Origin of the sequence: Bradyrhizobium sp. AZCC 2230 (genome assembly GCF_036924495.1) — a bacterium.
GTDB classification, from domain to species: domain Bacteria; phylum Pseudomonadota; class Alphaproteobacteria; order Rhizobiales; family Xanthobacteraceae; genus Bradyrhizobium; species Bradyrhizobium rifense.
Genome location: NZ_JAZHRS010000001.1, coordinates 9,296,150 through 9,320,574 on the forward strand (window position 1 = coordinate 9,296,150; position 24,425 = coordinate 9,320,574).

20 protein-coding genes and 1 pseudogene are annotated in these 24,425 nt (G+C 64.7%); all 21 read left to right on the forward strand.

The window, feature by feature from the left end; translation table 11 throughout:
- Positions 1 to 2 precede the first annotated feature (2 nt).
- The 21 genes and pseudogenes from V1280_RS44320 to V1280_RS44420 all read left to right on the forward strand — a co-directional run bounded on the left by V1280_RS44320 (position 3) and on the right by V1280_RS44420 (position 24,063).
- The gene (locus V1280_RS44320; RefSeq protein ID WP_334537381.1) at positions 3 to 1,079 is read left to right on the forward strand and encodes an aldose epimerase family protein; all 1,077 of its coding nucleotides are present in this window, start codon (positions 3 to 5) and stop codon (positions 1,077 to 1,079) included.
- Positions 1,079 to 1,957, forward strand: a complete 879-nt coding sequence (locus V1280_RS44325; protein WP_334538592.1) for an SMP-30/gluconolactonase/LRE family protein — start codon at positions 1,079 to 1,081, stop codon at positions 1,955 to 1,957. Before V1280_RS44320 ends, V1280_RS44325 begins: the two co-directional genes overlap by 1 nt.
- A 72-nt stretch (positions 1,958 to 2,029) precedes the next feature.
- On the forward strand, positions 2,030 to 3,103 hold the full coding sequence (chvE, locus tag V1280_RS44330; RefSeq protein ID WP_334537382.1) for a multiple monosaccharide ABC transporter substrate-binding protein: 1,074 nt from the start codon (positions 2,030 to 2,032) through the stop codon (positions 3,101 to 3,103).
- Positions 3,104 to 3,167: 64 nt separating this feature from the next.
- Positions 3,168 to 4,745: a multiple monosaccharide ABC transporter ATP-binding protein gene (gene mmsA, locus V1280_RS44335; RefSeq protein ID WP_334537383.1), complete on the forward strand. Its 1,578-nt coding sequence runs from the start codon at positions 3,168 to 3,170 to the stop codon at positions 4,743 to 4,745.
- The gene (gene mmsB, locus V1280_RS44340) at positions 4,742 to 5,968 is read left to right on the forward strand and encodes a multiple monosaccharide ABC transporter permease (RefSeq protein WP_334537385.1); all 1,227 of its coding nucleotides are present in this window, start codon (positions 4,742 to 4,744) and stop codon (positions 5,966 to 5,968) included. Before mmsA ends, mmsB begins: the two co-directional genes overlap by 4 nt.
- A 264-nt stretch (positions 5,969 to 6,232) precedes the next feature.
- On the forward strand, positions 6,233 to 7,498 hold the full coding sequence (locus V1280_RS44345) for a sensor histidine kinase (protein ID WP_334537387.1): 1,266 nt from the start codon (positions 6,233 to 6,235) through the stop codon (positions 7,496 to 7,498).
- A 39-nt stretch (positions 7,499 to 7,537) separates the two neighbouring features.
- The gene (locus tag V1280_RS44350) at positions 7,538 to 8,200 is read left to right on the forward strand and encodes an HAD family hydrolase (protein WP_334537389.1); all 663 of its coding nucleotides are present in this window, start codon (positions 7,538 to 7,540) and stop codon (positions 8,198 to 8,200) included.
- Between the two features lie 6 nt (positions 8,201 to 8,206).
- Complete coding sequence (locus V1280_RS44355) at positions 8,207 to 9,157, forward strand: sugar-binding transcriptional regulator (protein WP_148774064.1); 951 nt, start codon at positions 8,207 to 8,209, stop codon at positions 9,155 to 9,157.
- Between the two features lie 295 nt (positions 9,158 to 9,452).
- Positions 9,453 to 10,793, forward strand: coding sequence for an ABC transporter substrate-binding protein (locus V1280_RS44360; protein WP_442895207.1), 1,341 nt, complete (start codon positions 9,453 to 9,455; stop codon positions 10,791 to 10,793).
- Between the two features lie 88 nt (positions 10,794 to 10,881).
- Positions 10,882 to 11,754, forward strand: a complete 873-nt coding sequence (locus V1280_RS44365) for a carbohydrate ABC transporter permease (protein WP_334537393.1) — start codon at positions 10,882 to 10,884, stop codon at positions 11,752 to 11,754.
- Positions 11,755 to 11,758: 4 nt separating this feature from the next.
- Entirely contained in the window at positions 11,759 to 12,589 is an 831-nt protein-coding gene (locus V1280_RS44370; RefSeq protein ID WP_334537395.1) for a carbohydrate ABC transporter permease, read from the forward strand.
- Between the two features lie 15 nt (positions 12,590 to 12,604).
- Positions 12,605 to 13,612 carry an ABC transporter ATP-binding protein gene (locus V1280_RS44375; RefSeq protein WP_148774068.1) on the forward strand — a complete coding sequence of 336 codons (1,008 nt, stop codon included), beginning with the start codon at positions 12,605 to 12,607 and terminating at the stop codon, positions 13,610 to 13,612.
- 20 nt (positions 13,613 to 13,632) lie between these two features.
- Entirely contained in the window at positions 13,633 to 14,406 is a 774-nt protein-coding gene (locus tag V1280_RS44380) for an SDR family NAD(P)-dependent oxidoreductase (RefSeq protein WP_334537398.1), read from the forward strand.
- A 38-nt stretch (positions 14,407 to 14,444) separates the two neighbouring features.
- Positions 14,445 to 16,091 carry an FGGY-family carbohydrate kinase gene (locus V1280_RS44385; protein WP_334537399.1) on the forward strand — a complete coding sequence of 549 codons (1,647 nt, stop codon included), beginning with the start codon at positions 14,445 to 14,447 and terminating at the stop codon, positions 16,089 to 16,091.
- Positions 16,092 to 16,096: 5 nt separating this feature from the next.
- Positions 16,097 to 17,032 (forward strand): carbohydrate kinase family protein, encoded by a 936-nt coding sequence (locus V1280_RS44390; protein WP_334537400.1) that lies wholly within the window; start codon positions 16,097 to 16,099, stop codon positions 17,030 to 17,032.
- A gap of 113 nt (positions 17,033 to 17,145) precedes the next feature.
- A pseudogene (locus tag V1280_RS44395) lies at positions 17,146 to 18,568 on the forward strand (amidase).
- An 85-nt stretch (positions 18,569 to 18,653) separates the two neighbouring features.
- Positions 18,654 to 19,604, forward strand: coding sequence for an ABC transporter permease (locus V1280_RS44400; protein ID WP_148774072.1), 951 nt, complete (start codon positions 18,654 to 18,656; stop codon positions 19,602 to 19,604).
- Positions 19,601 to 20,494 carry an ABC transporter permease gene (locus tag V1280_RS44405; RefSeq protein ID WP_334537401.1) on the forward strand — a complete coding sequence of 298 codons (894 nt, stop codon included), beginning with the start codon at positions 19,601 to 19,603 and terminating at the stop codon, positions 20,492 to 20,494. The genes V1280_RS44400 and V1280_RS44405 overlap by 4 nt, the downstream gene beginning before the upstream one ends.
- A 2-nt stretch (positions 20,495 to 20,496) precedes the next feature.
- Positions 20,497 to 21,510, forward strand: a complete 1,014-nt coding sequence (locus V1280_RS44410) for an ABC transporter ATP-binding protein (protein ID WP_334537402.1) — start codon at positions 20,497 to 20,499, stop codon at positions 21,508 to 21,510.
- A complete protein-coding gene (locus V1280_RS44415) occupies positions 21,507 to 22,511 on the forward strand; it encodes an ABC transporter ATP-binding protein (RefSeq protein ID WP_334537404.1) in 1,005 nt (334 codons plus the stop codon). The genes V1280_RS44410 and V1280_RS44415 overlap by 4 nt, the downstream gene beginning before the upstream one ends.
- A 58-nt stretch (positions 22,512 to 22,569) precedes the next feature.
- Positions 22,570 to 24,063 (forward strand): ABC transporter substrate-binding protein, encoded by a 1,494-nt coding sequence (locus tag V1280_RS44420; RefSeq protein WP_334537406.1) that lies wholly within the window; start codon positions 22,570 to 22,572, stop codon positions 24,061 to 24,063.
- Positions 24,064 to 24,425: the final 362 nt, after the last annotated feature.

Genomic DNA, 24,425 nt, shown 5'->3' on the forward strand with positions numbered 1-24,425 from the left:
ACATGGCTGGCTCAAAAATAGCAAAAGACGTTTTTGGAACGCTGCCTGACGGACGCAAGGTCGAGCGCATCGTGCTGCGCGGGGAGGGTGGGTTCGAGGCCCGCATCATCACCCACGGCGCGGTGATCCAGGCACTGATCGCGCCGGACGCGAAGGGGAGTTACGACGACGTCGTGCTCGGCCATGATGCCTTTGACGGCTATCTCGCGGAACGGAAGTTTTTTGGGACGACCGTCGGCCGCTACGCCAACCGCATCGCCGACGGGCAGTTCTCGCTCGATGGCGAGACCTTCCAGCTTCCCATCAACAACGGCCCGAATGCGCTGCATGGCGGCCTTGACGGCTTCGACCGCAAGCTCTGGGACATTGCCGAGCTCGACGACGGCGCCAGCCCTGCGGTCACGCTGACCTACACCAGCCCGCATGGCGAGGAGAATTATCCAGGCCAACTCGACGTGCGCCTGACCTATCGCGTTACCGGGCCGGCCGAGCTATCGCTGACGATGGAGGCACGGACCGACCGTCCGACCATCGTCAACCTGACCAACCACAGCTTCTTCAATCTGGAAGGCGCGACCTCGGGCACGCCGACCCTGGACCACAGGCTGACGGTCAAGGCCGAGCATTTCCTGGCCATCGATCCCAGCGCGATTCCGCTGCCGGAGCCGCCGCGCGCCGTGGCCGGCACGCCGTTCGATTTCCGTGAGGCCCGCGCCGTCGGCGAGCGCATTCGCGAGGGCGACCAGCAATTGCGCAACGGCAGAGGCTACGATCACACCTACTGTCTCGCGCGCGACGGTAAGCTCGCGCTCGCGGCCCGACTGGAGGCGCCGCGCTCGGGTCGCATCATGGAGCTGTTGACCGATCAGCCCGGCTTGCAAGTCTATTCCGGCAACTATCTCGACGGCACGATCTCAGGCAAGGGCGGTAAGCTGATCCGGCAGTCGGACGCGTTGTGCCTGGAGCCGCACATGTGGCCCAATTCACCGAACCGGCCTGATTTCCCGAGCCCGCGCCTCGATCCCGGTGGCGTCTATCGGCATCACACCGTCTATCGCTTTGCCGCGAGGACGCCATGATGGAAGACGTGCCGACCTCCGTTCTCTCCGCCGAACACTGTCACCTCGGCGAAGGCCCGACCTATGATGTCGCCACCGATACGGCGTGGTGGTTTGATATTCGCGAGGGCCGCCTGTTCGAGGCGCATCTTGGCAGCGGCACGATCCGCATCCATGCGCTTGGCCGGATGGCGAGCGCGCTTGGGCGGATCGATGCCGAACACCAGCTGGTCGTCGCGGAAGATGGTTGTTACGTCCGCAGCGTGGCCGACGGCGCGATGACACTGTTCTGCCCGCTCGAGGCGGACAATCCCGCGACGCGCTCCAATGATTGCCGCGTGCACCAATCCGGCACGTTCTGGATCGGCACCATGGGGCACAAGGCCGAGCGGGGGCTAGGGGCCATCTACGCGCTCCACCGCGGCAAGATATCGACGCTGTTTCCCGGCATCAGCATTCCCAACTCGATCTGCTTCTCGCCGGATGGCGCGATCGGTTATTTCACTGACACGGCGCGCGCCGTGCTCTATGCGGTGCCGCTTAATCCCGCCACCGGCCTGCCGCGCGGCGAGCCGGAGGTGCTGCTGCGCCACACCGGGATCGGCGGCCTCGACGGCTCGGTGTGCGACGCCGACGGGCAAATCTGGAACGCCTGCTGGGGCGCGGGCCGCGTCGATGTCTACTCGCCGCAAGGCGAGCGCTTGCGCTCGCTGCGCGTGCCGGCCAGGCAGGCCAGCTGTCCCGCTTTCGTCGGCGCCGATCTGTCTCACCTGCTTGTCACCTCGGCCTGGCAGGATATGGATGCCGAGGCGCGCGCCGCCGATCCGCAGGCCGGCTGCACCTTTCTGCTACAAGCCTCCGCGCGCGGTCGCGCGGAGCCCGATGTCAAGCTTGCATAGGAGATCCGAAGCCGACCTTTACCTCTGTTCTCGACGACACTAAGAAAGTCTGACACCCAAAGGGAGTGAAGCATGTTGAAATTGAAGACGACATTTCTCGCATTGGCGCTGGCCGGCGCCGCTACGATGGCCGCAGGCGTCACCGCCTCCGCGCAGGAGAAGGCGACCGTGGGCATCGCGATGCCGACGAAATCCTCGGCGCGCTGGATCGACGACGGCAACAACATGGTCAAGGTGCTGAAGGAGCGCGGCTACAACACCGACCTGCAATACGCCGAGGACGACATTCCGAACCAGCTCTCGCAGATCGAGAATATGGTGACCAAGGGCGCGAAGGCGCTGGTGATCGCCGCGATCGACGGAACCACGCTGTCCGACGTGCTCAAGCAGGCGAAAGCAAAAGGCATCACCGTGATCGCCTATGACCGCCTGATCCGCGGCACGCCGAATGTCGACTATTATGCGACATTCGACAATTTCCAGGTCGGCGTGTTGCAGGCGGAATCGATCGAGAAGGGGCTTGGCCTCAAGGAAGGCAAGGGTCCGTTCAACATCGAGCTGTTCGGCGGCTCGCCCGACGACAACAACGCCTACTTCTTCTACAACGGCGCGATGAGCGTGCTGAAGCCCTATATCGATAGCGGCAAGCTCGTAGTCGCCTCCGGTCAGATGGGCATGGACAAGGTCGCGACCTTGCGCTGGGACGGCGCCACCGCCCAGGCCCGCATGGACAATCTGCTCAGTGCCTACTACGGCAACAAGAAGGTCAACGCGGTGCTGTCGCCCTATGACGGCCTCTCGATCGGCATCATCTCCTCGCTGAAGGGCGTGGGCTACGGCAGCGCCGATCAGCCGATGCCGATCATCTCGGGCCAGGACGCCGAAGTGCCCTCGATCAAGGCCATGCTGCGCGGCGATCAGTACTCGACCATCTTCAAGGACACCCGCGATCTCGCCAAGGTGACCGCCGATATGGTCGACGCCGCGCTGGCCGGCAAGCAGGTGACGGTCAACGACACCAAAACCTATGAGAACGGTGTCAAGACCATCCCGTCCTATCTCCTGAAGCCGGTCGTGGTGTACAAGGACAATTGGGAGAAGACCCTGGTTGACAGCGGCTACTACAAGAAGTCGCAGTTCCAGTAAGAGACCAATTCCCTCTCCCCGCTTGCGGGGAGAGGGAATTAGCAGCGATCGAGGGACGAAAATCATGACCGACATGCTGGAGATGCGCAACGTCAGCAAGAGTTTTTCTGGTGTGCAGGCGCTGCGCGACGTCAACTTCTCGGTCGAGGCTGGCCAGATCCACGCCCTGGTCGGCGAGAACGGCGCCGGCAAATCGACGCTGATGAAGGTGCTGAGCGGCGTCTACCCGGCGGGCAGCTACGAAGGCACCATCGTCTTTGACGGCGAGGAGCGCCGCTTCCGCGACATCAACGATTCCGAGGCGCTCGGTATCATCATCATCCACCAGGAGCTGGCGCTCATCCCGCTGATGTCGATCGCGGAAAACATCTTCCTGTCGCATCCGCCGTCGAGGTTCGGCGTGATCGATCGCGACGAGGTGTACCGGCGGACGCGTGAGTTGCTGGCGCAAGTCGGGCTCAAGGAATCGCCGGATACGCTGATCACCGATCTCGGTGTCGGCAAGCAGCAGCTGGTCGAGATCGCCAAAGCGCTGTCCAAGCGGGTGCGCTTGCTGATCCTGGACGAGCCCACCGCGAGCCTGAACGAGGCCGACAGCGCCGCCTTGCTGGAACGCCTGATGAAATTCCGTGAGCAGGGCATCGGGTCGATCCTGATCTCGCACAAGCTCAACGAGGTCGCCAAGGTCGCCGACCACATCACCGTGCTGCGCGACGGCCGCACCGTGGACGGCATCGACTGCCGCGCCGAGCCGATCCAGGAAGACCGCATCATCCGCAGCATGGTCAACCGCGATCTCGCCCATCGCTTCCCCGAGCGCAGCGCGAAGATCGGCGAGCCCGTGCTCGAGGTTTCGAACTGGTCGGTCTATCACCCCATCCACCCCGATCGGCAGGTGATCAAGAACGTCAATTTCGGCGTCAAGCGCGGCGAGGTCGTCGGCATCGCCGGGCTGATGGGCGCCGGCCGCACCGAGTTCGCCATGAGCCTGTTCGGCCGCTCCTGGGGCACCAATATCAGCGGTCGCATCGCCCTCGAAGGCCACGAGATCGCACTGACGAGCGTTGCCGCTGCGATCGACGCCGGCCTTGCCTATGTCACCGAGGACCGCAAGCAACTCGGACTGATCCTGGCCGACGACGTCCGCAAGAACATCACGCTGGCAAGCCTCAAGCAGGTCGCGCCGGGGCGGGTGATCGATGACATCGCCGAGCTGAAGGTCGCCAGCGATTACCGTAACCGTATGCGGATCCGCTGTTCCGACGTCTACCAGGAGACCAGCCAGCTCTCCGGCGGGAACCAGCAGAAGGTCGTGCTGTCAAAATGGCTGATGACCGACCCCAAGGTCCTGATCCTCGACGAGCCGACAAGGGGCATCGACGTCGGTGCCAAATACGAGATTTACTGTATCATAAACGAGCTTGCGGAAGCCGGCCGCGGCGTGGTCGTGATCTCCTCGGAGATGCCCGAGCTGCTCGGCATCTGCGACCGCATCTGCGTCATGAACGACGGCGCCTTCGTGGGTGAGTTCCCGGGCGCTGAGGCGACACAGGAAAAGATCATGCGTGCCATCATGCGCAACGAACGAAGCAATGGAAACGGCGCGGTCGAGGCCGCGGAGATGGGAGGATCGCAGCCATGACCGACAAGACGGTTTCGCTGCCCGAGGAGCGCCGGCACGGCAGCTTCATCAAGAACAATCTGCGCAACTACGGCATGTTGATGTCGTTGCTCGCGATTATGCTGTTCTTCCAGGTCATGACCGGCGGCACGCTGCTGCAGCCGCTCAACCTGACCAATCTGGTGCTGCAGAACAGCTACATCGTCATCATGGCGCTGGGCATGCTGCTGGTGATCGTCACCGGCCATATCGACCTGTCGGTCGGTTCGGTCGCGGGTTTCGTCGGTGCGGTCGCGGCTCTTCTCATGGTGACCTACAAGGTCGACTACACGCTCGCCTTTATCATCTGCCTCGCGGTCGGCGCGGCCATCGGCGCCGCGCAAGGCTATTGGGTCGCCTATTTCAAGATCCCGTCCTTCATCGTGACCCTGGCAGGCATGCTGGTGTTCAAGGGCCTCGCGCTTGCCGTTTTGCAGGGCCAGTCGCTCGGCCCGTTCCCGTCGACCTTCCAGAAGCTGTCGTCGGGCTTTCTACCGGAGTTCTCCTGCTCCATCCCCGGGCCCGTAGGATGCGGCTTCGTTTCGGAAGCCGGCACGCTGCACCCGATCTCGATGCTGATCGGCGTGGCGCTGGCGCTGGGGCTGGTCTATGCCAGCGCCAAGGGTCGCGCCCGCGAAGTGTCGCACGGCATCGAGGTCGAGCCCTACGCATTCTTCCTCGGCAAGAGCGTCGTGCTCGCCTGTGCGGTGCTGTACTTCACCTATCTGATCGCGAGCTATCGCGGCCTGCCCAACGTGCTCTTGATCATGAGCGTCCTGATCGCGCTCTATGGTTTCGTCACCCGCCGCACCGTGATTGGCCGGCAGATCTATGCCGTCGGCGGCAATGCCAAGGCGGCAGGCCTGTCGGGCATCAAGACCGAGCGGCTGACCTTCTTCACCTTCGTCAACATGGGCGCGCTGGCCGCGCTCGCCGGCCTGGTTTTTGCGGCGCGCCTCAACACCGCGACCCCGAAAGCGGGCCTCGGCTTCGAGCTCGATGTCATCGCCGCCTGCTTCATCGGCGGCGCCTCGGCCTATGGCGGCGTCGGACGCGTCGGCGGCGCCGTGGTCGGCGCCATGATCATGGGCGTGATGAACAACGGCATGTCCATCCTCGGCATCGGCATCGACTATCAGCAGGTCATCAAGGGCCTGGTGCTGCTGGGTGCGGTATGCATCGACGTGTACAACCAGCGACGGTAGCCACAACAGCGGTCTCGTAGGGTGGGCAAAGGCGCACTTGCGCCGTGCCCACCATCTCCTGCTCGACATACTCTGAAAAAGCTGGCGGCACGCTTCCGCCTTCGCTCTCCGAGCTACGGCGGATAAGTCGCTTTGCCCCCTACGGGCTCATTGAGTCCTCGGAATCTCCCGGGCCGAGCCCGCGTGCATCGTTGATTTAGATCAACCGATAGCCAAGTCCGTGCTAATTTGATGCGTCTGACGTAGCGTACACGGGGAACTTGCGTGACGAGTACACCGCTATCGCTGCCGGCGTCGGAGGTGATGTTGGTCTCGACGACGCCCGCGTTGCAACTGATCTACGATACCGCACCGATCGGGCTTGCCTGCCTGTCGCGCGACTGCCGCTATCTCCTGATCAACCAGCGCCTTACCGAGATCTGCGGCATATCGGTTGAAGGCCACCTTGGACATTCCGTCAGGGACTGTGTGCCTGCTCTGGCCGATTCCGTTGAACAGATCGTGCGGTCGATCGTCAAAACCGGGGAACCCGTCATCGGCATCGAGGTCGCGGGACAGCGCGCGGATCAGGTCGAGGAGCGCTCCTGGGTCACCTATTGGCATCCGCTGCGAACGCAGGGAGGCGAGATCATTGCGGTCAATGTCGCTGCGGAGGAGATCACCGAACGCAAGCGCGCCGAGCGGGAAATCCGCAGCGCCAGGGATGCCGCCGAAACGGCGCTTCGCCATTTGCGCGATATCCAGGCCTCGCTGATCGAGGCGGAGAAGCTCGCCGCACTCGGGCGAATGGTCGCCGGCGTTGCCCATGAGATCAACACGCCGCTTGGTAGCAGCCTGACGGTTGCCTCGACACTTCAGCGGAGGGCCGAGTTGTTTGCGGCGGAAGTCGCGCGGGGCGATCTCAAGCGTTCGACCTTGATCAGGTTCCTGAAGCTGGTAAGCGAGGCCTCGGCACAACTGGTCACGAATCTCGACCGAGCGGCCGAGCGTGTTCAATCGTTCAAGCAGGTGGCGGCCGATCAGACCGAGTCCTATCGGCGAAGTTTTGATGCGGGCGAACTGACTGGCCAGGTTCTGTCCCAATTCGAGCGGCAATTGCGCCAGCGTGACATCACGCTCAGGCTCCGCTGCGAGCCGGGTCTTACGATGGACAGCTACCCCGGGCCATTCGGGCAGGTCCTGACCAATCTCGCCGTCAACGCGATGACACACGCGTTCCCGGGCGACGGACGAGGGACGATTCGTGGGACAATCAATGTCTCGCTCGGCGCCGCCGGCAACGGGCATGTTGCGCTTTCGTTTGCCGATGACGGATGCGGCATGCCGCCGGATGTGGAGCGGCGGGCCTTTGATCCTTTCTTTACGACGCGCCGGCACGATGGTGCGAGCGGTCTCGGTCTGCACATCGTTCACAGCATCGTGGTGGATCGATTGGGCGGACAGCTCCAGCTCGAAAGCAAGCCAGGCGCGGGCACGGTCCTTCGGCTTGTTCTGCCCAGGGTTGCCCCGGATCGACGCGGCGAGGCCTGAGCTATTGCTCATCAATTGGGTATATGATCGAATGGCCGGATGGACCGGAGCCGGCCAAAACCCGATCTCGTCATCTTCGATTGCGACGGCGTGCTCGTCGACAGCGAACTGTTGAGCTGCCGCTGCCTATCCGAGGTTCTGGCGGAGTTCGGCCTTCAACTGACGGTGGAGCAGGCGCTCGAACTCTTCCTCGGGCGCAGCACCAAGGCGATCGAGCAGCATTACCGCGACCTCGGGCAGACCCTGCCTGACGACTTCTTTCCGCGCCTGAAGGCGCGCGTGCTCGACACCTTTGCGGGGGCGCTCCAGCCGATCCCCGGTGTCGGCGCGGTGCTGTCCGAATCGGAGACGCCGCGCTGTGTGGCATCGTCGAGCGACCTCGACCGCGTCTCATTGTCGCTCGATGTCACCGGTCTCGCGCCGCATTTCGGCGACCGGCTCTACACCGCGCAGATGGTCAGGCACGGCAAGCCGGCGCCGGATCTCTTTCTTCACGCTGCCGGGAAAATGCAGGCCAGCCCTTCGCGCACGCTGGTGATCGAGGACAGTGTCAGCGGCGTGCAGGCTGCCAAGGCGGCCGGCATGATGGTCTGGGGATTTGTCGGCGGTGGCCATTATCGCGACCGCGACGGCCGCGCTATATTGTCCGCCGCCGGGGCCGATCGGGTCTTCGCGCGCATGAGCGAATTCTGGGAGGCGTGAGGCCACATGGCCGTCGAGAACGAAAAATCCAGGCTCGACGATGCCGCGCGTGCCGGCTGGCTCTATTTCATTGCCGGCCATACCCAGGACGAGATCGCGAAGATGCTCCAGGTGTCGCGCGCCTCGGCGCAGCGGCTAGTGTCGCTGTGCCTCGCCGAGCGGCTGATCACGTTCCGGCTCGAACATCCGATCGCCGCCTGCATGGAATTGGCCGCGCAGCTGAAGCAGCGGTTTGACCTCAGCCATTGCGAGGTGGTGCCGGCCGACCCTGCGGCGCCGCAGGCCACCGCCGGCATTGCCGAGCGCTGCGCCAACCTGCTGGACGCGACGTTGCGTTCGGAGACGCCTGTGATCGTGGCGCTCGGGACGGGGCGGGCGGTGCGCGCCGCGGTCGAGCGCGTCACGCCGATCGACCGGCCCAACCACCAGATCGTCTCGCTGGTCGGCAACATCTCCGCCGACGGTTCGGCGAGCTTCTACGACACCGTGGGCCGGCTCGCCGACCGCACCGGCGCGCGGCATTACCCGATGCCGCTGCCGTTCCTGATGTCGTCGGAGGACGAGCGCAACAAGATGGTCCGCATCGAGCCGATCGCGAAGGTCAAGGCGGTCGCCGCCAAAGCGGATCTGCGCCTCGTTGGCATCGGCCAGATGGACCAGAAGGCGCAGGTCCATGTCGATGGCTTCGTCACGCGTGACGAATTGTTCGAGATGATGCGGCAGGGCGCGATCGGCGAGATCACCGGCTGGGCCTATGATTCCAAGGGCCGCCTGCTCAAGGCCGGCACCAACAAGCGCCTCACCAGCATTCCGCCGGAGGTCCCGGCCAAGACCACGACCATCGGCGCCGCGGTCGGTGCGGCCAAGGTGCCGGCGATCGCGGCGGCGCTGAACGGGGGTCTGATCAACGGCCTGATCACCGACGAGGCCACCGCGAGAGCGATCCTGGAGCGGTAGGGCGTTCGCTACAGCGGCGTCGGGACTGCGCTCCCTCGCCCGCTTGCGGCAGAGGGTTGGGGAGAGGGTGTCTCCGCAACGGGACAATCCCCTAGAGGAGAAAGCCCTCACCCGCGCCTTCGGCGCGACCTCTCCCGCAGGCTTGCGGGAGAGGTGGAGCAAGCCGCGAACGCTCGGACTGAACGACTCCCACCCATCTCTGCCGCACCGCAGCACTCATAAGTTGCGGGAACGGCTGTGCGCCTGCTTGACAAGCGCCGCACCTCGTCCGAACATACGCTCAACGCGTGGGCATATGCTCAAAGCGCGGGCTAGGGAGGTCACCGTGAAACAATTTCTGGGCGCCGTCTGCGGCGCGTCCGTACTGCTTGCCGTCCCCGCGATGGCCGAAACGACCCTGACGATCGCCACCGTCAACAATGGCGACATGATCCGCATGCAGGGCCTGACCAGCGAATTCACCAAGGCGAACCCCGACATTTCGGTGAAATGGGTGACGCTCGAGGAAAACGTGCTGCGCCAGCGCGTCACCACCGACATCGCGACCAAGGGCGGCCAGTTCGACGTGCTGACCATCGGCACCTACGAGGTGCCGATCTGGGCCAAGAAGGGCTGGCTGGTGCCGCTCGCCAATCTCGGCGCCGATTACGACGTCGCCGACCTCCTGCCGAAGATCAAGGACGCGGTCTCCGTCGACGGCAAGCTCTATGCCGCGCCGTTCTACGGCGAGAGCTCGATGATCATGTACCGGACTGATTTGTTCGAGAAGGCCGGCCTGAAGATGCCGGAGAAGCCGACCTGGGAGTTCGTGATCGATGCTGCCAAGAAGCTGACCGACAAGAACGGCGGCGTCTACGGCATCTGCCTGCGCGGCAAGGCCGGCTGGGGCGAGAACATGGCGTTCCTCTCGGCGATGGCCAATTCCTATGGCGCACGCTGGTTCGATGAGAAGTGGGAGCCGCAGTTCAACACGCCGGAATGGAAGACGACGCTCACGACCTACGTCAATCTGATGAAGGACGCCGGCCCTCCCGGCGCGAGCTCGAACGGCTTCAATGAAAATCTGGCGCTGTTCAACGCCGGCAAGTGCGGTATGTGGATCGATGCGACGGTGGCGGCATCCTTCGTCACCAACCCGAGTCAGTCCACGGTTGCCGACAGGGTCGGCTTCGCGCTCGCGCCCAACACCGGGCTCGGCAAGAACGCCAACTGGCTGTGGGCCTGGAACCTCGCAATCCCCGCCGGCTCGAAGAAGACGGAAGCGGCCGAGAAGTTCATCGCCTGGGCGACGAGCAAGGATTACACCAAGCTCGTGGCGTCGAGGGAGGGCTGGGCCAACGTGCCGCCCGGCACGCGCACCTCGCTCTACAAGAACGATGAGTATTTGAAGGCCGCGCCCTTCGCGAAGATGACCCTGGCCTCGATCGACGCGGCTGATCCGAACAAGCCGACCGTGAAGCCCGTGCCTTATGTCGGCGTGCAATATGCCGCGATCCCCGAATTCCAGGGCATCGGCACGCAGGTGGGGCAGCAATTCTCAGCCGCGCTTGCGGGCTCGATGACGGTCGATGCGGCGCTCACCGCCGCGCAAACGGCGACCGAGCGCGAAATGAAGCGCGCCGGTTACATCAAGTAGACCCGAGCTCTCCCTGAGCTCACACTTGCGGCCATCCTCCAACCCCGGATGGATGGCCGCCTTCTTCCTCCAAGCGGAGACGCCAAAGATGGCAACCCGGCAAACGCAACTTCTTGCGCGGTCGCTCCTGACCCCGGCCGTCGGGCTGCTCTTCATCTGGATGATCGTCCCGCTGGCGCTGACGCTCTATTTCTCGACGCTGCATTACAGTCTGCTCGATCCCGGTTCGGAAGCGTTCGTTGGCCTCGAGAATTTCCGCTACTTCCTCACCGATCCCGCCTTTCTCGCCTCACTCCAGAACACGCTGGTGTTGGTCGGTTCGGTGCTGGCGCTGACGATCCTGCTTGGCATTCCCCTGGCGCTGCTGATGGACCAGCCGGTGATCGGCCGCAATATCGTGCGGCTGATGGTGATCGCGCCGTTCTTCGTGATGCCGACGGTCAGCGCGCTGGTCTGGAAGAATTTGCTGATGCACCCGGTGTCCGGCCTGTTCGCGTGGCTCGCAAAACTGGTTGGGCTGACGCCGATCGACTGGTTCACGGACGCGCCGTTGTTCGCCGTGATCCTGATCGTTGCCTGGCAATGGCTGCCGTTCGCGACGCTGATCCTGCTCACCGCCCTGCAATCGCTCGACGAGGAGCAGAAAGAGGCGGCCGAGATGGATGGCGCCAGCGCCGTCTCGACCTTCATCTACATCACGCTGCCGCATCTGGCGCGCCCGATCACGGTGGTGATCCTGATCGAGACCATCTTCCTGCTGACCGTGTTCGCCGAAATCTTCGTCACCACCGGCGGCGGGCCGGGCCTGCAAACCACCAACATCGCCTTCCTGATCTATTCGCAGGCGCTGATCCAGTTCGACGTCGGCAGCGCTTCGGCGGGCGGCCTCGTGGCTGTGGTCATCGCCAATGTCGTCGCCTTCTTCCTCGTCCGCATCGTCGGCCGCAACCTGGAAGCCTGAAATCATGGCGCGCAAGTCAACGACGCAGCGGGTGGTGGTCTCGACGATCGGGGCGTGGTTCTTCGGCTTCCTGATCTTCTTCCCGATCCTGTGGATGGTGCTGGCGAGCTTCAAGACCGAGCTCGAGGCCTTCGCCATTCCGCCGTCCTTCCTGTTCTTCCACTGGACGACGGAAAACTATGCGACGGTGCAGGAGCGCAGCGACTATTTTCACCATGCGCTGAACTCGATCATCATCGCCGGCGGCTCGACGCTGATTGCGCTCTTGATTGCCATTCCCGCGGCCTGGTCGATGGCGTTCTCGCCGACCAAGCGCACCAAGGACATCCTGCTCTGGATGCTCTCGACCAAGATGATGCCGCCGGTCGGCGTGCTGGTGCCGATCTACCTGATCTTCAAGACCTTCGGCCTGCTCGATTCCCGCATCGGCCTCGTCTTCATCCTCTGCCTCGGCAATCTGCCGATCGTAATCTGGATGCTGTTCACCTATTTCAAGGAAATCCCGCGCGATATCCTCGAAGCCGCGCGCATGGACGGCGCCACGATCGGCCGCGAGCTCGTCTATGTGCTGACGCCGATGGCGATCCCGGGGTTGGCGTCGACCATGCTGCTCAATCTGATCCTGGCCTGGAACGAGGCGTTCTGGACGCTCAATCTGTCGACCTCGAATGCCGCGCCGCTCACGGTGTTCATCGCGTCCTATTCCAGTCCGGAAGGACTGTTCTGGGCCAAGCTGTCGGCGGCTTCCACGCTGGCGATCGCGCCCATCATCATCCTCGGTTGGTTCAGCCAGAAGCAGCTCGTGCGCGGGCTCACCTTCGGCGCGGTAAAGTAAAGGGGCTGCCGGATCATGGGTCAGATTACGCTTCAGGACGTGCAGAAATCCTTCGGCCCCGTGCACATCATCAAGGGCGCCGATCTCGAGATCGCGGACGGCTCATTCGTGGTGTTCGTGGGACCGTCCGGCTGCGGCAAGACCACGCTGCTGCGGCTGATCGCCGGGCTCGAGGACGTCAGCGGCGGCAAGATTTTGATCGACGGCAAGAACGTCGTCGATACGCCCCCCGCGAAGCGTGGGCTCTCGATGGTGTTCCAGTCCTACGCGCTCTATCCGCATATGAGCGTGCGCGGCAATATCGGTTTCGGCCTGAAGATGGCGGGCCTCTCCAAAGACGAAACCAACCGCAAGGTGGAGGCCGCCGCCGCGACGCTCAACCTCACGCCCTATCTTGACCGCAAGCCTCGCGAACTCTCCGGCGGCCAGCGTCAGCGCGTCGCGATCGGCCGTGCCATCGTCCGCGAGCCCAAGGCGTTCCTGTTCGACGAGCCGCTGTCCAACCTCGACGCGGCGTTGCGCGTGCAGATGCGCATCGAGGTGACGCGGCTGCAGAAGCAGCTTGGCACCACCGCGGTCTACGTCACCCACGACCAGGTCGAGGCCATGACCATGGCCGACAAGATCGTCGTGCTCAACGGCGGCAAGATCGAGCAATACGGCTCGCCGCTGGAGCTTTACGAGCGCCCCGCCAATCTCTTCGTCGCCGGCTTCATCGGCTCGCCCAAGATGAATCTCGTGACCGGCGAGCCCGCCAAGCAGCAAGGCGCGACCACCATCGGCGTACGGCCGGAGCATCTGAAGATCGAGCGCGATGGCGGCGGCGGCTGGCAGGGAACGATCGCGGTCGCCGAACATCTCGGCAGCGACACCTTTCTTTATGTCGATGCCGGGCCACTTGGCATGCTGACGGCGCGCTACATCGGTGAATTGAGCCTGCATGCCGGCGATCATGTGTCGCTGGCACCGGACCCCGCGCGCATTCACCGCTTCGACGCAAGCGGCAACGCGCTTCGGAACTAACAAGAAACGGAAAGACGACCATGTACCTGGAAAAATTCAAGCTGAGCGGCAAGACCGCGTTCATCACCGGCGGCGGGCAGGGCATCGGGCTTGCCTGCGCGGAGGCGCTGGCCGAGGCCGGCGCCAAGGTCATCATCGGTGACCGCGACAGCAAGGTCGCCAGCGACGCCAAGGCCGGCCTGAAGGCAAAGGGTTTTGACATCGAGACCGCGATCATGGACGTCACGGACACCAAGCGCGTGGCGGAGGTCGCCAATGATCTCGTTGCCCGTCACGGCAAGGTCGACATCCTCGTCAACAATGCCGGCATTGCCCGCAGCGAAACGCCGGCCGAGACAGTCACTGACGAGCATTGGCTCAACGTCATCGACGTCAATCTCAACGGCACCTTCTGGTGCTGCCGCGAGTTCGGCAAGCACATGCTCAAGGCCAAGAGCGGCGCCATCGTCAATGTCGGCTCGATGTCCGGCTTCATCGTCAACAAGCCGCAGGAACAGTGCTTCTACAACGCCTCCAAGGCCGGCGTGCACCATCTGACCAAGTCGCTGGCCGCCGAATGGGGCGCGCGCGGTATCCGCGTCAACGCTGTGGCCCCAACCTATATCGACACGCCGCTCAACGCCTTCGTGAAAAGCACCCCGAGAATGTATGACGCCTGGATCGGGGGAACCCCGATGGGGCGGATGGGGCAGGTCGAGGAGATCGCCTCGGTCGTCCTGTTCCTGGCATCCGAGGCCGCGAGCCTGATGACCGGCAGCATCGTGCTGGTGGATGGCGGCTACACTTGCTGGTAGGCTTGCGTCAAAACTGACGAGAGCTTCCAGGAGCGACAATGCCGCGAGCGTATATCGGCGTCGACGTGGGGACCACGAGCACGCGGGCAGGGGTGTTTGACGAGGCGGGCACGCTGCTGGCGACCGCCAAGCATCCGATCCGGATCTGGCACGAGGCCGGCGACATCGTCGAGCAATCGTCGTCCGACATCTGGGATGCCTGTGTCAGATCGGTGCGGGCCGCGATGGCGGAGGCTGCCATTGCGCCCGACAGCGTCGGCGGCATCGGTTTCGACGCGACCTGCTCGCTGGTGGTGCTCGATCCCCGGGGCGAGCCGGTCACGGTCAGCGCTTCCGGCGACAAGCAACGCAACGTCATCGTCTGGATGGACCACCGCGCCATCGCCGAGGCGCGGCTGATCAACGAGACCGAAGACGCGGTGCTCCGCTATGTCGGCGGCTCGATCTCGCCCGAGATGGAGATGCCCAAGCTGCTGTGGCTGAAGCGGCACATGCGCGCGAGTTTTGACGCCGCCGGGCATTTCTTCGATCTGGCGGACTATCTGACCTGGCGCGCGACCGGCTCGTTGCAACGCTCGACCTGCACCGTCACCTGCAAGTGGAACTATCTCGCCCATGACGGCGGCGGCTGGAGCGCGCAATTCTTCAAGCGCATCGGCTTGTCGGACTTCGTTATTGAAAAATACGCCCGCATCGGCACCGAGATCGTCGCGCCCGGCACGCGGCTCGGCTCGGGCCTGACCCGCGCTGCTGCGACCGATCTCGGGTTGTCACCGGGCACGCCGGTCGGCGCCTCCTTGATCGACGCCCATGCCGGCGGCATCGGCGCAATCGGTGGCCGCGACGGCGCGGGCGTCGCGACCGATGTCAGCGATCGCCTGGCCTACATCATGGGGACGTCCGCCTGCATCATGGCGACGACGAAAGAGCCGTGCTTCGTGCCCGGCGTCTGGGGTCCCTATTACTCCGGCATGGTGCCGGATTTCTGGCTCAACGAGGGCGGGCAGTCGGCCGCAGGGGCTGCGATCGACCATCTCCTCAAGTCGCATCCGGGACACGCCGAGACGAGCGCGGCAGCGCGCGGCGAGGGCGTCGACCTGATCGAGTTCCTCGAGCGCCGCATCATCGCGCGCGCAGGCGATGCCAGCCGCGCCGCGCTGCTCGCTCGTGACGTTCATGTGCTTCCTGAGTTCATCGGCAACCGTTCGCCTTACGCCGACCCCGACACGCGCGCCGTGATCGCAGGCCTCGATCTCGACACCGATGTCAGCTCGATGGAGCGGCTGTTCGTCGCCGGCCTGTGCGGGCTGGCCTACGGGCTCGCCGAGGTGATCGAGGCCTTTGCTGCGCATGGCGTGCATGCTGGCATCATGATCATGGGCGGCGGCGCCAGCCGCAGTCCGCTGGTGCGGCAGATCATGGCCGATACCACCGGTCTCACCGTCGCGCTGCCGCAGACCAAGGAGCCCGTGCTGTTGGGCGCAGCGATGCTGGGTGCGGTTGCCGGTGGGGCCTACGCCTCGATCGGCGAGACCATGGCAAAAATGTCGGCGCTCGGACGCAAGAGCGAGCCGACCGCGCCCGACATGGCCGCATTTCACACCCGTAAGCGGGATGTGTATAAGCTGCTCCGCGAAGTCGATCGCGGCAGCCGGGCCGCAATGCACGACCTCGCCAAAGGTTGAAAGAGATGCTGATTTCCTGCGGCGATGCGCTGATCGATTTCGTGCCGACCAAAAACGCCGACGGCCGCGAAGCGGTGATGCCGGCGGTCGGCGGCTCCTGTCTCAACGTCGCGATCGGCATCGCGCGGCTCGGCGCGCCGACCGGTTTTGTCGGCGGCATCTCGACTGATCTGTTCGGACGCATGATCGCGGATCACGCCGCGGCGTCGAACGTCGAGCTTGGTCTCGCCACCCGCAGCGATCACCAGACCACGCTTGCCTTCGTCCGCATCGTCGCTGGCGAGTCGCATTACGCTTTCTACGACGCCGAGACCGCGACGCGGAGTTGGATGTTTCGGCGCGGGAGCATTCCCTTCAATACGGTCGAAGCCGTTCATGTCGGCTCGACCACCCTGGTCATCGACCAGGGCGCCGCCGAGACCAAGGCCCTCATCGCGGATGCGCGGGCCTCATCGACGATATCCTTCGATCCGAACTGCCGGCCCAATCTGGTCAAGGACAAGCCGGCCTATCTTGCGCGCATGATCGAGTTCGCCGCGAGCGCCGATCTCGTCAAGATGTCGGACGTCGACTTCGCCTATCTCTTTGGTGAGGAGCCTTATCCGGAACGCGCGAGTGCGCTGCTGGGGCAGGGCACAAGTCTCGTCGTCATCACCCGCGGCAACAATGGCGCCATCGCCTGGCATGCGAAGGCAGGGCAGATCGAGGTCGAGGCGCCGAAGGTCGAGGTCGCCGACACCATCGGCGCCGGCGATAGCTTTCAGGCCGCGTTGCTGTTCGCCCTGCACAAGCAGGGGCGCCTCGCCCGGCAACAATTGAAGGACATCGGCGCAGACGAGCTCCGCCGCGCGCTTTCCTTTGCTGCCAACTGCGCCGGCCTGACCTGCACCCGTCCAGGTGCCGATCCGCCCTGGAGCCACGAGATCAGCTGGAGCTGGTAGGGCGCATCGGGGACCCCGCGATGTCCCGGCGGAGTGTGGCCATGCGCCAGCCGAAATGGACAGGTGAAGTGCGCGCTGGCAAGGTCCGCGCGTCCTGACGCGAGCCTGTCCTAATGAGCAACGATCTCTGTTTCCTCTCCGCCACTGAACTGCGCGACCGCATCAACAGCAAGAAGGTCTCGCCAGTTGAGGTTGTAAGCGCCGTGCTCGCGCGCGCCGAAGCGCTCCAGCCTGAATTGAACTGTTTCATCACGCTCTGTGGCGACGAGGCGATGGCCGCGGCACGCGAGGCCGAGCGCAAAATGATGGCGGGCGAGCCGCTCGGCCTGCTCCATGGGCTTCCCGTCACCGTCAAGGACATCGTCAACACACGCGGCGTGAAGACGACTTTTGGTGCCGTTCCCTACAAGGACAACGTCCCCACCGAGGATGCCGTCGCGGTCGCAAAGCTGCGCAGCGAGGGTGCGATCCTGATCGGCAAGACCACGACTCCGGAATTCGGTAGCAAATGCCTGACCGATTCACCGCTGTTCGGCCGCACCCGCAATGCCTGGAGCGCGGAGCGTTCGTCCGGCGGCTCCAGCGGCGGCGCGGCCGTGGCGGTGGCGAGCGGCATCGCGCCGCTGGCGATTGCCACCGATGGCGGCGGCTCGACGCGGATTCCGGCCGCCTGCAACGGCGTCGTGGGCCTGAAGCAGAGCAACGGCGTGATCGCGCACAGCCAGGCGCTCGATGCGTTCGGCAACCAGACCTATGTCACGGCCGATGACGCGCGATGTCGCCGACACCGCCCTGATGATGCAGGCCATGGCCGGCGAGGATGCTTGCGACCCCTGGTCGATCGGCGTTCCCGTACCTGATTTCATCAGCACGGCTGCCCCGCGCGGCGATCTGCGCGGGCAAAGAATCCTGTATTGCCTCTCGCCGCCGGGGCGCCCCGTGTCCGCTGACGTCGCCATGGCCTTCAAGGCGAGCCTCGACCGGCTCGCGAGCCTGGGTGCCGACCTCGAAGAGTTCTCCGGCGAGGGCTACGACGTCGAGCCGATCTGGCGCGCCATCAACCACACCGTCTGGCGCTCGCGGTTCTCGAAGCTGGTGGCCGAGCATCGCGATGCCCTCAGCGAAGCCTTCGTCAAGCAGATCGCGCTCGCGACCAATGTGAGCGGCGTTGACTATCAAGAGGCGATGTTCGCGCGCACGTCGTTGTTCCGCCGCGTGCAATCCCTGCTTGCGCGCGGGCACCTGTTGGCGATGCCGACCATCACCCGCACTGCGCTGCCGATCGACCAGGATCTGTTCGGCACCATCGAGATCGACGGGGCGCATTTCGACAGCGTCCGGCCGCACTGGTTCCCCTGGACCATGCCATTCAACATGACCGGCCATCCCGCAATCAGTCTGCCCTGCGGTTTTGGTCGCGACGGGCTGCCGATCGGGCTCCAGCTTGTGGGCCGCTTCCGGGCCGATGCGGAATTGCTGCGTGTCAGCGCGCTGTTCGAGGCCTCGCACGACCTCCTGTCCCGCCGGCCGGCTTGAGGGGGGACGATGGGCGGCAAAAGGCTTGCGTCCGGCGTCCGGACATGTTGATCGTGCCGCTGATGAGCCCTGAATCCGATCGCGCATGAGCGTATTTGTCCTCCGACGTGTCCTGACTTTGCTGGCGACGCTGGTCGGCGCATCCGTGATCATTTTCCTGGTGCTGGACGCGCTGCCGGGCAATGCCGCGCAGATGCTGATGGGCGCCGACGCCTCGGCCGACGCGGTGCGCGCGCTCACGGTCAAGCTCGGGCTCGATCAGCCGCTCGCGGTTCGCTACCTGCAATGGATCAAGGGATTCGTCGTCGGCGACCTCGGCAATTCCTATGTCTACGGCACCCCGGTCGGCAGCCTGATCGCGGAGCGGCTGGTGCTGACCATTCCGCTCGCGATCATGTCGATGCTGATCACGGTGGTGCTGGCGCTCTCGGCCGGCATCTACACCGCCGCCAACCACAACAAGCTCGGCGATGTCGGCGTGATGTCGCTGACCCAGATCGGCATCGCGCTGCCGAACTTCTGGTTCGCCATTCTCCTGGTGCTGCTGTTCGCCGTGCGGCTGCAATGGCTCTCGGCAGGCGGCTTCGCCGGCTGGGAGGATGGCATCTGGCCTGGCGTCAAATCGCTGCTGCTGCCGTCGATCTCGCTGGCGGTGGTGCAGGCCGCGATCCTCGCTCGCGTCACACGTTCGGCCGTGCTCGAAGTGCTGCGCGAAGATTTCGTTCGCACCGCGCGCGCGAAGGGGCTCGGCAAGCGCGAGGTGCTGTGGAGCCACGTGCTGCGCAACGCGATGATCCCGGTGATGACGGTGATGGGCCTGCAATTCGCCAATCTGCTCGCCGGCACCATCGTCATCGAGAACGTGTTCTATCTGCCCGGCCTCGGCCGGCTGATCTTCCAGTCGATCGCCAACCGCGACCTGATCGTGGTGCGCAATTGCGTGATGCTGCTTGCCGCCATGGTCGTCATCGTCAATTTCGTGGTCGATGTGCTCTATGCCTTCATCGATCCCCGCATCAAGGTGCACGATCTGTGAGCGCGCCCCTGACAAGTTCGGTTGACGCGCCGGTCGCACCGCGTCCCATGCCGGCCAAGACGTTCTGGGGCCGTGCGCTCCGCCATCGCAGCTTCGTGCTCGGCGGCGTGCTCAGCCTGCTGGTGGTCGCCTCGGCCGCGCTCTCGCTGGTGTGGACGCCGTGGTCGCCCTACGAGATCGATATCGCCTCGAAACTCCGGCCGCCCTCGGCCGCGCATTGGCTCGGCACCGATTCCTTCGGCCGCGACATCGTCTCGCTGCTGCTTGCCGGAGCCCGCTCCACGATCCTGGTCGGCATCATCGCGGTCAGCATCGGTCTTACCTTCGGCGTCTGCCTCGGCCTGATCGCGTCGGCCAAGCGCGGCTGGACCGAAGAGATCATCATGCGCTTCTCCGATTTCACTTTCGCCTTTCCGGCCGTGCTGTCGGCGATCATGCTCGCCGCGGTCGCGGGGCCGGGCATGCTGACCTCGATCATCGCGATCGGCATCTTCCAGATCCCGACCTTGACCCGGCTGACGCGCGGCTCGGCCAATGCGATCTGGGCGCGCGAATACGTGCTGGCGGCGCGCGCCTCGGGCAAGGGGGCCTTCCGCATCACCATCGAGCACGTGCTGCCGAACATCCTGTCGATCCTGATCGTGCAGGCGACCATCCAGTTCGCGCTCGCGATCCTCGCTGAAGCCGCGCTGTCCTATCTCGGCCTCGGCACGCAGCCGCCGCAGCCGTCCTGGGGCCGCATGCTGAACGATGCGCAGACCATGCTGTTCCAGTCGCCGATGCTTGCGGTCTATCCGGGTGCGGCGATCGCGATCGCCGTGCTCGGCCTCAATCTGCTCGGCGACGGCCTGCGCGATCTGCTCGATCCCAGACTGGCGCGGGAGCGGTGACGATGGCTGATCCCGCAACCATGCCGCTGATCGCCGTCGACAATCTCGGCGTCCGCCTCAACACCAGCCGCGGCCCCGCGCAGGCCGTGCGTGGCGTCAGCTTTGCGTTGAAGCGCGGCGAGACGCTCGGGCTCGTCGGCGAATCCGGCTGCGGCAAGTCGGTCACGGCGCTGTCGCTGATGGGATTGCTGCCGGACAGCGCGCTCATCACCGGCAGTATCAAGCTGGATGGACGCGAGCTGGCGCGGCTCCCGGATGCGGATTATTGCGGCTTGCGCGGCAACCGCATCAGCATGATCTTCCAGGAACCGATGACGGCGCTCAACCCGATGCACACGATCGGGCATCAGGTCGCGGAGCCGCTGCGCCGTCACAAGAAATATTCCGCCGTGCAGGCGCGGCGCGAGGCAATCGCCTTGCTCGACCGCGTCGGGTTGCCTGATCCCGCAAAACGCATCGATGCCTATCCGCATCAGTTCTCTGGCGGTCAGCGCCAGCGCGTCACGATCGCAATGGCGCTTGCCTGCGAGCCTGATCTCCTGATTGCGGACGAGCCGACCACCGCGCTCGACGTCACCATCCAGGGCCAGATCCTCGATCTGATCGCCGACCTCGTCGAGGAACGCGGCATGTCGATGATCCTGATCTCGCACGATCTCGGTGTCATCGCCGAGAACGTGCAGCGCATGATGGTGATGTATGGCGGCACCGTCGTCGAGAGCGGGCCGACCGACGAGGTGTTCCGCCGCATGGGGCATCCCTATACGCAGGGCCTGTTCCGCGCGCGCCCAAAACTCGGCGCGCGCAAGGGGGCGCGGTTGACGACGATCTCGGGCACGGTGCCGGAGCTCGCCGATCTGCCGGTGGGCTGTGCCTTCGGCCAGCGCTGTCCGCTGGTCGAGGACAAATGCCGCGCGGGGCTGCCGCCGATGGTCGAGGTCGGTCCCGCGCATGTCGTGCGCTGTGTGCGCACCGATGTCTCGATGGCCACAAATGTCGGGGCGCTGTCCGCATGACCGCAGCACCGCTTCTCGACGTCAAGGATCTCGAGCAGCGCTACACGCTGCCGCGCGAAAGCCTGTTCCGTCCGCCCGGTCAGGTGCGCGCACTCAACGGCGTCAGCGTGCAGGTCTCTGCCGGCAAGAGCCTCGGTATCGTCGGCGAGTCCGGCTCCGGCAAATCCACTTTTGCGCGCGTCGTGATGGCGCTGGAGCGGCCGACCGCGGGGCAGGTCTCGCTGCTCGGACGCGATCTCAACCGGATCTCCCCCGATGAATTGCGGCGCGCACGGCGCGATATCCAGATGGTGTTCCAGGATCCGTACGGATCGCTCGACCCGCGCCAGACCATTGCGCGCATCGTCGCCGAGCCGCTCACCGTGCTCGATGACGCCGATCGCACCACGTTCCGCGCCCACGTCGCTGCGGTGCTGAAGCAGGTCGGCTTGCGCGAAGCGGACATGGACAAATACCCGCACGAGTTCTCGGGCGGCCAGCGCCAGCGCATCGCCATCGCGCGCGCGCTGATTACGCAACCGAAGCTGATCGTCGCGGACGAGCCCGTCTCTGCGCTCGATGTCTCCGTGCAGGCGCAGGTGCTGAACCTGATGCAGGATCTCCAGGAGCAGTTCGGGCTGAGCTACATCCTGATCAGCCACGACCTCGCCGTGGTCGATTATCTCTGCGACGAGGTCGCGGTGATGTATCTCGGCCGGGTCGTCGAGCAGGGGCGGCCGGAGGATCTGTTCGAGCGCTGCGCCCATCCCTACACGCGGGCGCTGCTGGACGCGGTGCCGCGGGCGCGCGCCGGCGGGGGCCGCAGGCGTCGCGGGGCCCAGGCGATCGCCTCGCAATCGGCGACTGCCGCCGGATGCCCCTATGTGGCGCGCTGTCCGCTTGCCGACCAGCATTGCCGCGAGGTTCCGCCCTTGCTACGCAGGGTGGGCGAGGGACATCTCGCCGCCTGCCACAAGGCGGAGGCCGTGACGGCATTGCCGCAGGCGGCCATGGAAGGCTAATGTGGCTACAGGATTGGCGTAGCCTCAAGACGACAGAGGAAGGCTGGGGAGTCAGGGCATGTTGAAGAAGCTAACGATCGTCGCTTTTGCCGCAGCATTGGCCGCGGCGCCGCTGCCGGTGCTGGCGCAGAGCAAGAAGGACAGCGTCGTCATGGGCATGACGCTGGAGCCGCCGGGGCTCGATCCCACCAACGCAGCCGCGGCGGCGATCGCCGAGGTCACGCTCTACAACATCTATGAGACCCTGACCAAGATCAACGAGGACGGCTCGGTCTCCCCGCTGCTCGCCGAGAGCTGGACCGCATCGCCCGACCTGAAGACCTATACGTTCAAGCTGCGCAAGGGCGTCAAATTCCAGAACGGCGAGGCGTTCGATTCCGCGGCCGTGAAATTCTCGTTTGAGCGCAACGCGGCCGCGAACAGCACCAACAAGGACAAGAGCCTGTTCCAGGCCTTCGAGAAGGTCGACGCGACCGACGCCGACACGATCACGCTCACGCTGAAATATCCGGAGCCGAACCTGCCGTTCCTGCTGGGACAGGCGAGCGGCTCGATCGTCGAGCCGAAGAGTGCTGCGACCAACGTGACGCAGCCGGTCGGCACCGGCCCGTACCAGCTGGGCGCCTGGGTCAAGGGCTCCTCGCTCACGCTGAACAAATGGGCCGACTATCGCAACGCTTCCGCGATCAAGCTGTCCAAGGTGACGATCCGCTTCATCGGCGAACCCGCCGCGCAGATTGCGGCTTTGCTGTCCGGTGACGTCGACGCGTTCCCGCGCGTCACCACCCGCGGCGTCGCGCAGTTCAAGAGCGATCCGCGCTTCACCGTGTTGATCGGCGGCTCCAAGGCCAAGACCCTCGTCGCCATCAACGAGAAGAAGAAGCCGCTCGACGACGTCCGGGTGCGCCGCGCGATCCTCGCCGCGATCGACCGCAAGGCGATGATCGACGGCGCGGTCGAAGGTTTCGGCACGCCGATCGGCAGCTTCTACACGCCGGGTTCGCTCGGCTATGTCGACACCACCGGCATCAATCCCTACGACCCCGAGAAGGCCAAGAAGCTGCTGGCCGAGGCCGGCGTCACCACGCCGCTCGAGATTTCGTTGAAGCTACCGCCGCCGCCCTATGCACGGCAGGGCGGCGAGATCCTCGCAGCCCAGCTCGCCAAGGTCGGCATCAACGCCAAGATCGAGAACGTCGAATGGGCGCAGTGGCTGTCGCAGGTGTTCGCGCCCAACGGCCCGCATAATTTCGATCTCACCATCGTCAGCCATGTCGAACCGTTCGACCTCGTCAAGATCACCGAACCGGACTACTATCTCGGTTACAACAACGACGCCTTCAACGCGCTCTACAAGCAGATCGTGTCGACGCCTGACGAGGCCGGCCGCGCAAAGCTGCTCGGCGATGCCCAGCGCATGCTGGCAACCGACGCAGTCTCCGGCTATTTGTTCCAGCCGCAATGGCCCACGGTCATCAACAAGAAGCTGAAGGGCGTCTGGAAGGAAGTCCCGCAGTTCGAGAATGATTTTTCGGCGTGGTCCTGGGAATAGACGCAGTAGCGCGGCGTCCGTTGTTGCGCCCTCTCCCCTTGCGGGAGAGGGCAGCTCCGCTCGTAGACACGGGCTCACAGGGGTGAGGGGATGCTTCCGCGTGCGATCCTCTCAAATTTCTGAGCAGCCTCATCCGCGGATAGAAACCCCTCATCCGGCGCTTCGCGCCACCTTCTCCCGCAAGGGGAGAAGGAAGAGCGGACTCAAACCCGCGAAACAACCCCATGCACAGTAGCCGGGGCCAGTTCTTTCAATGGCTTGCGCGACCCGCTCGAGGCATGCGCAAATCCGCACCGCCATTTGACCCGTCGGGCAAAACACTGGCATGATGGCATCATCGAAGAAGGCCGCGCCCGCTTCCA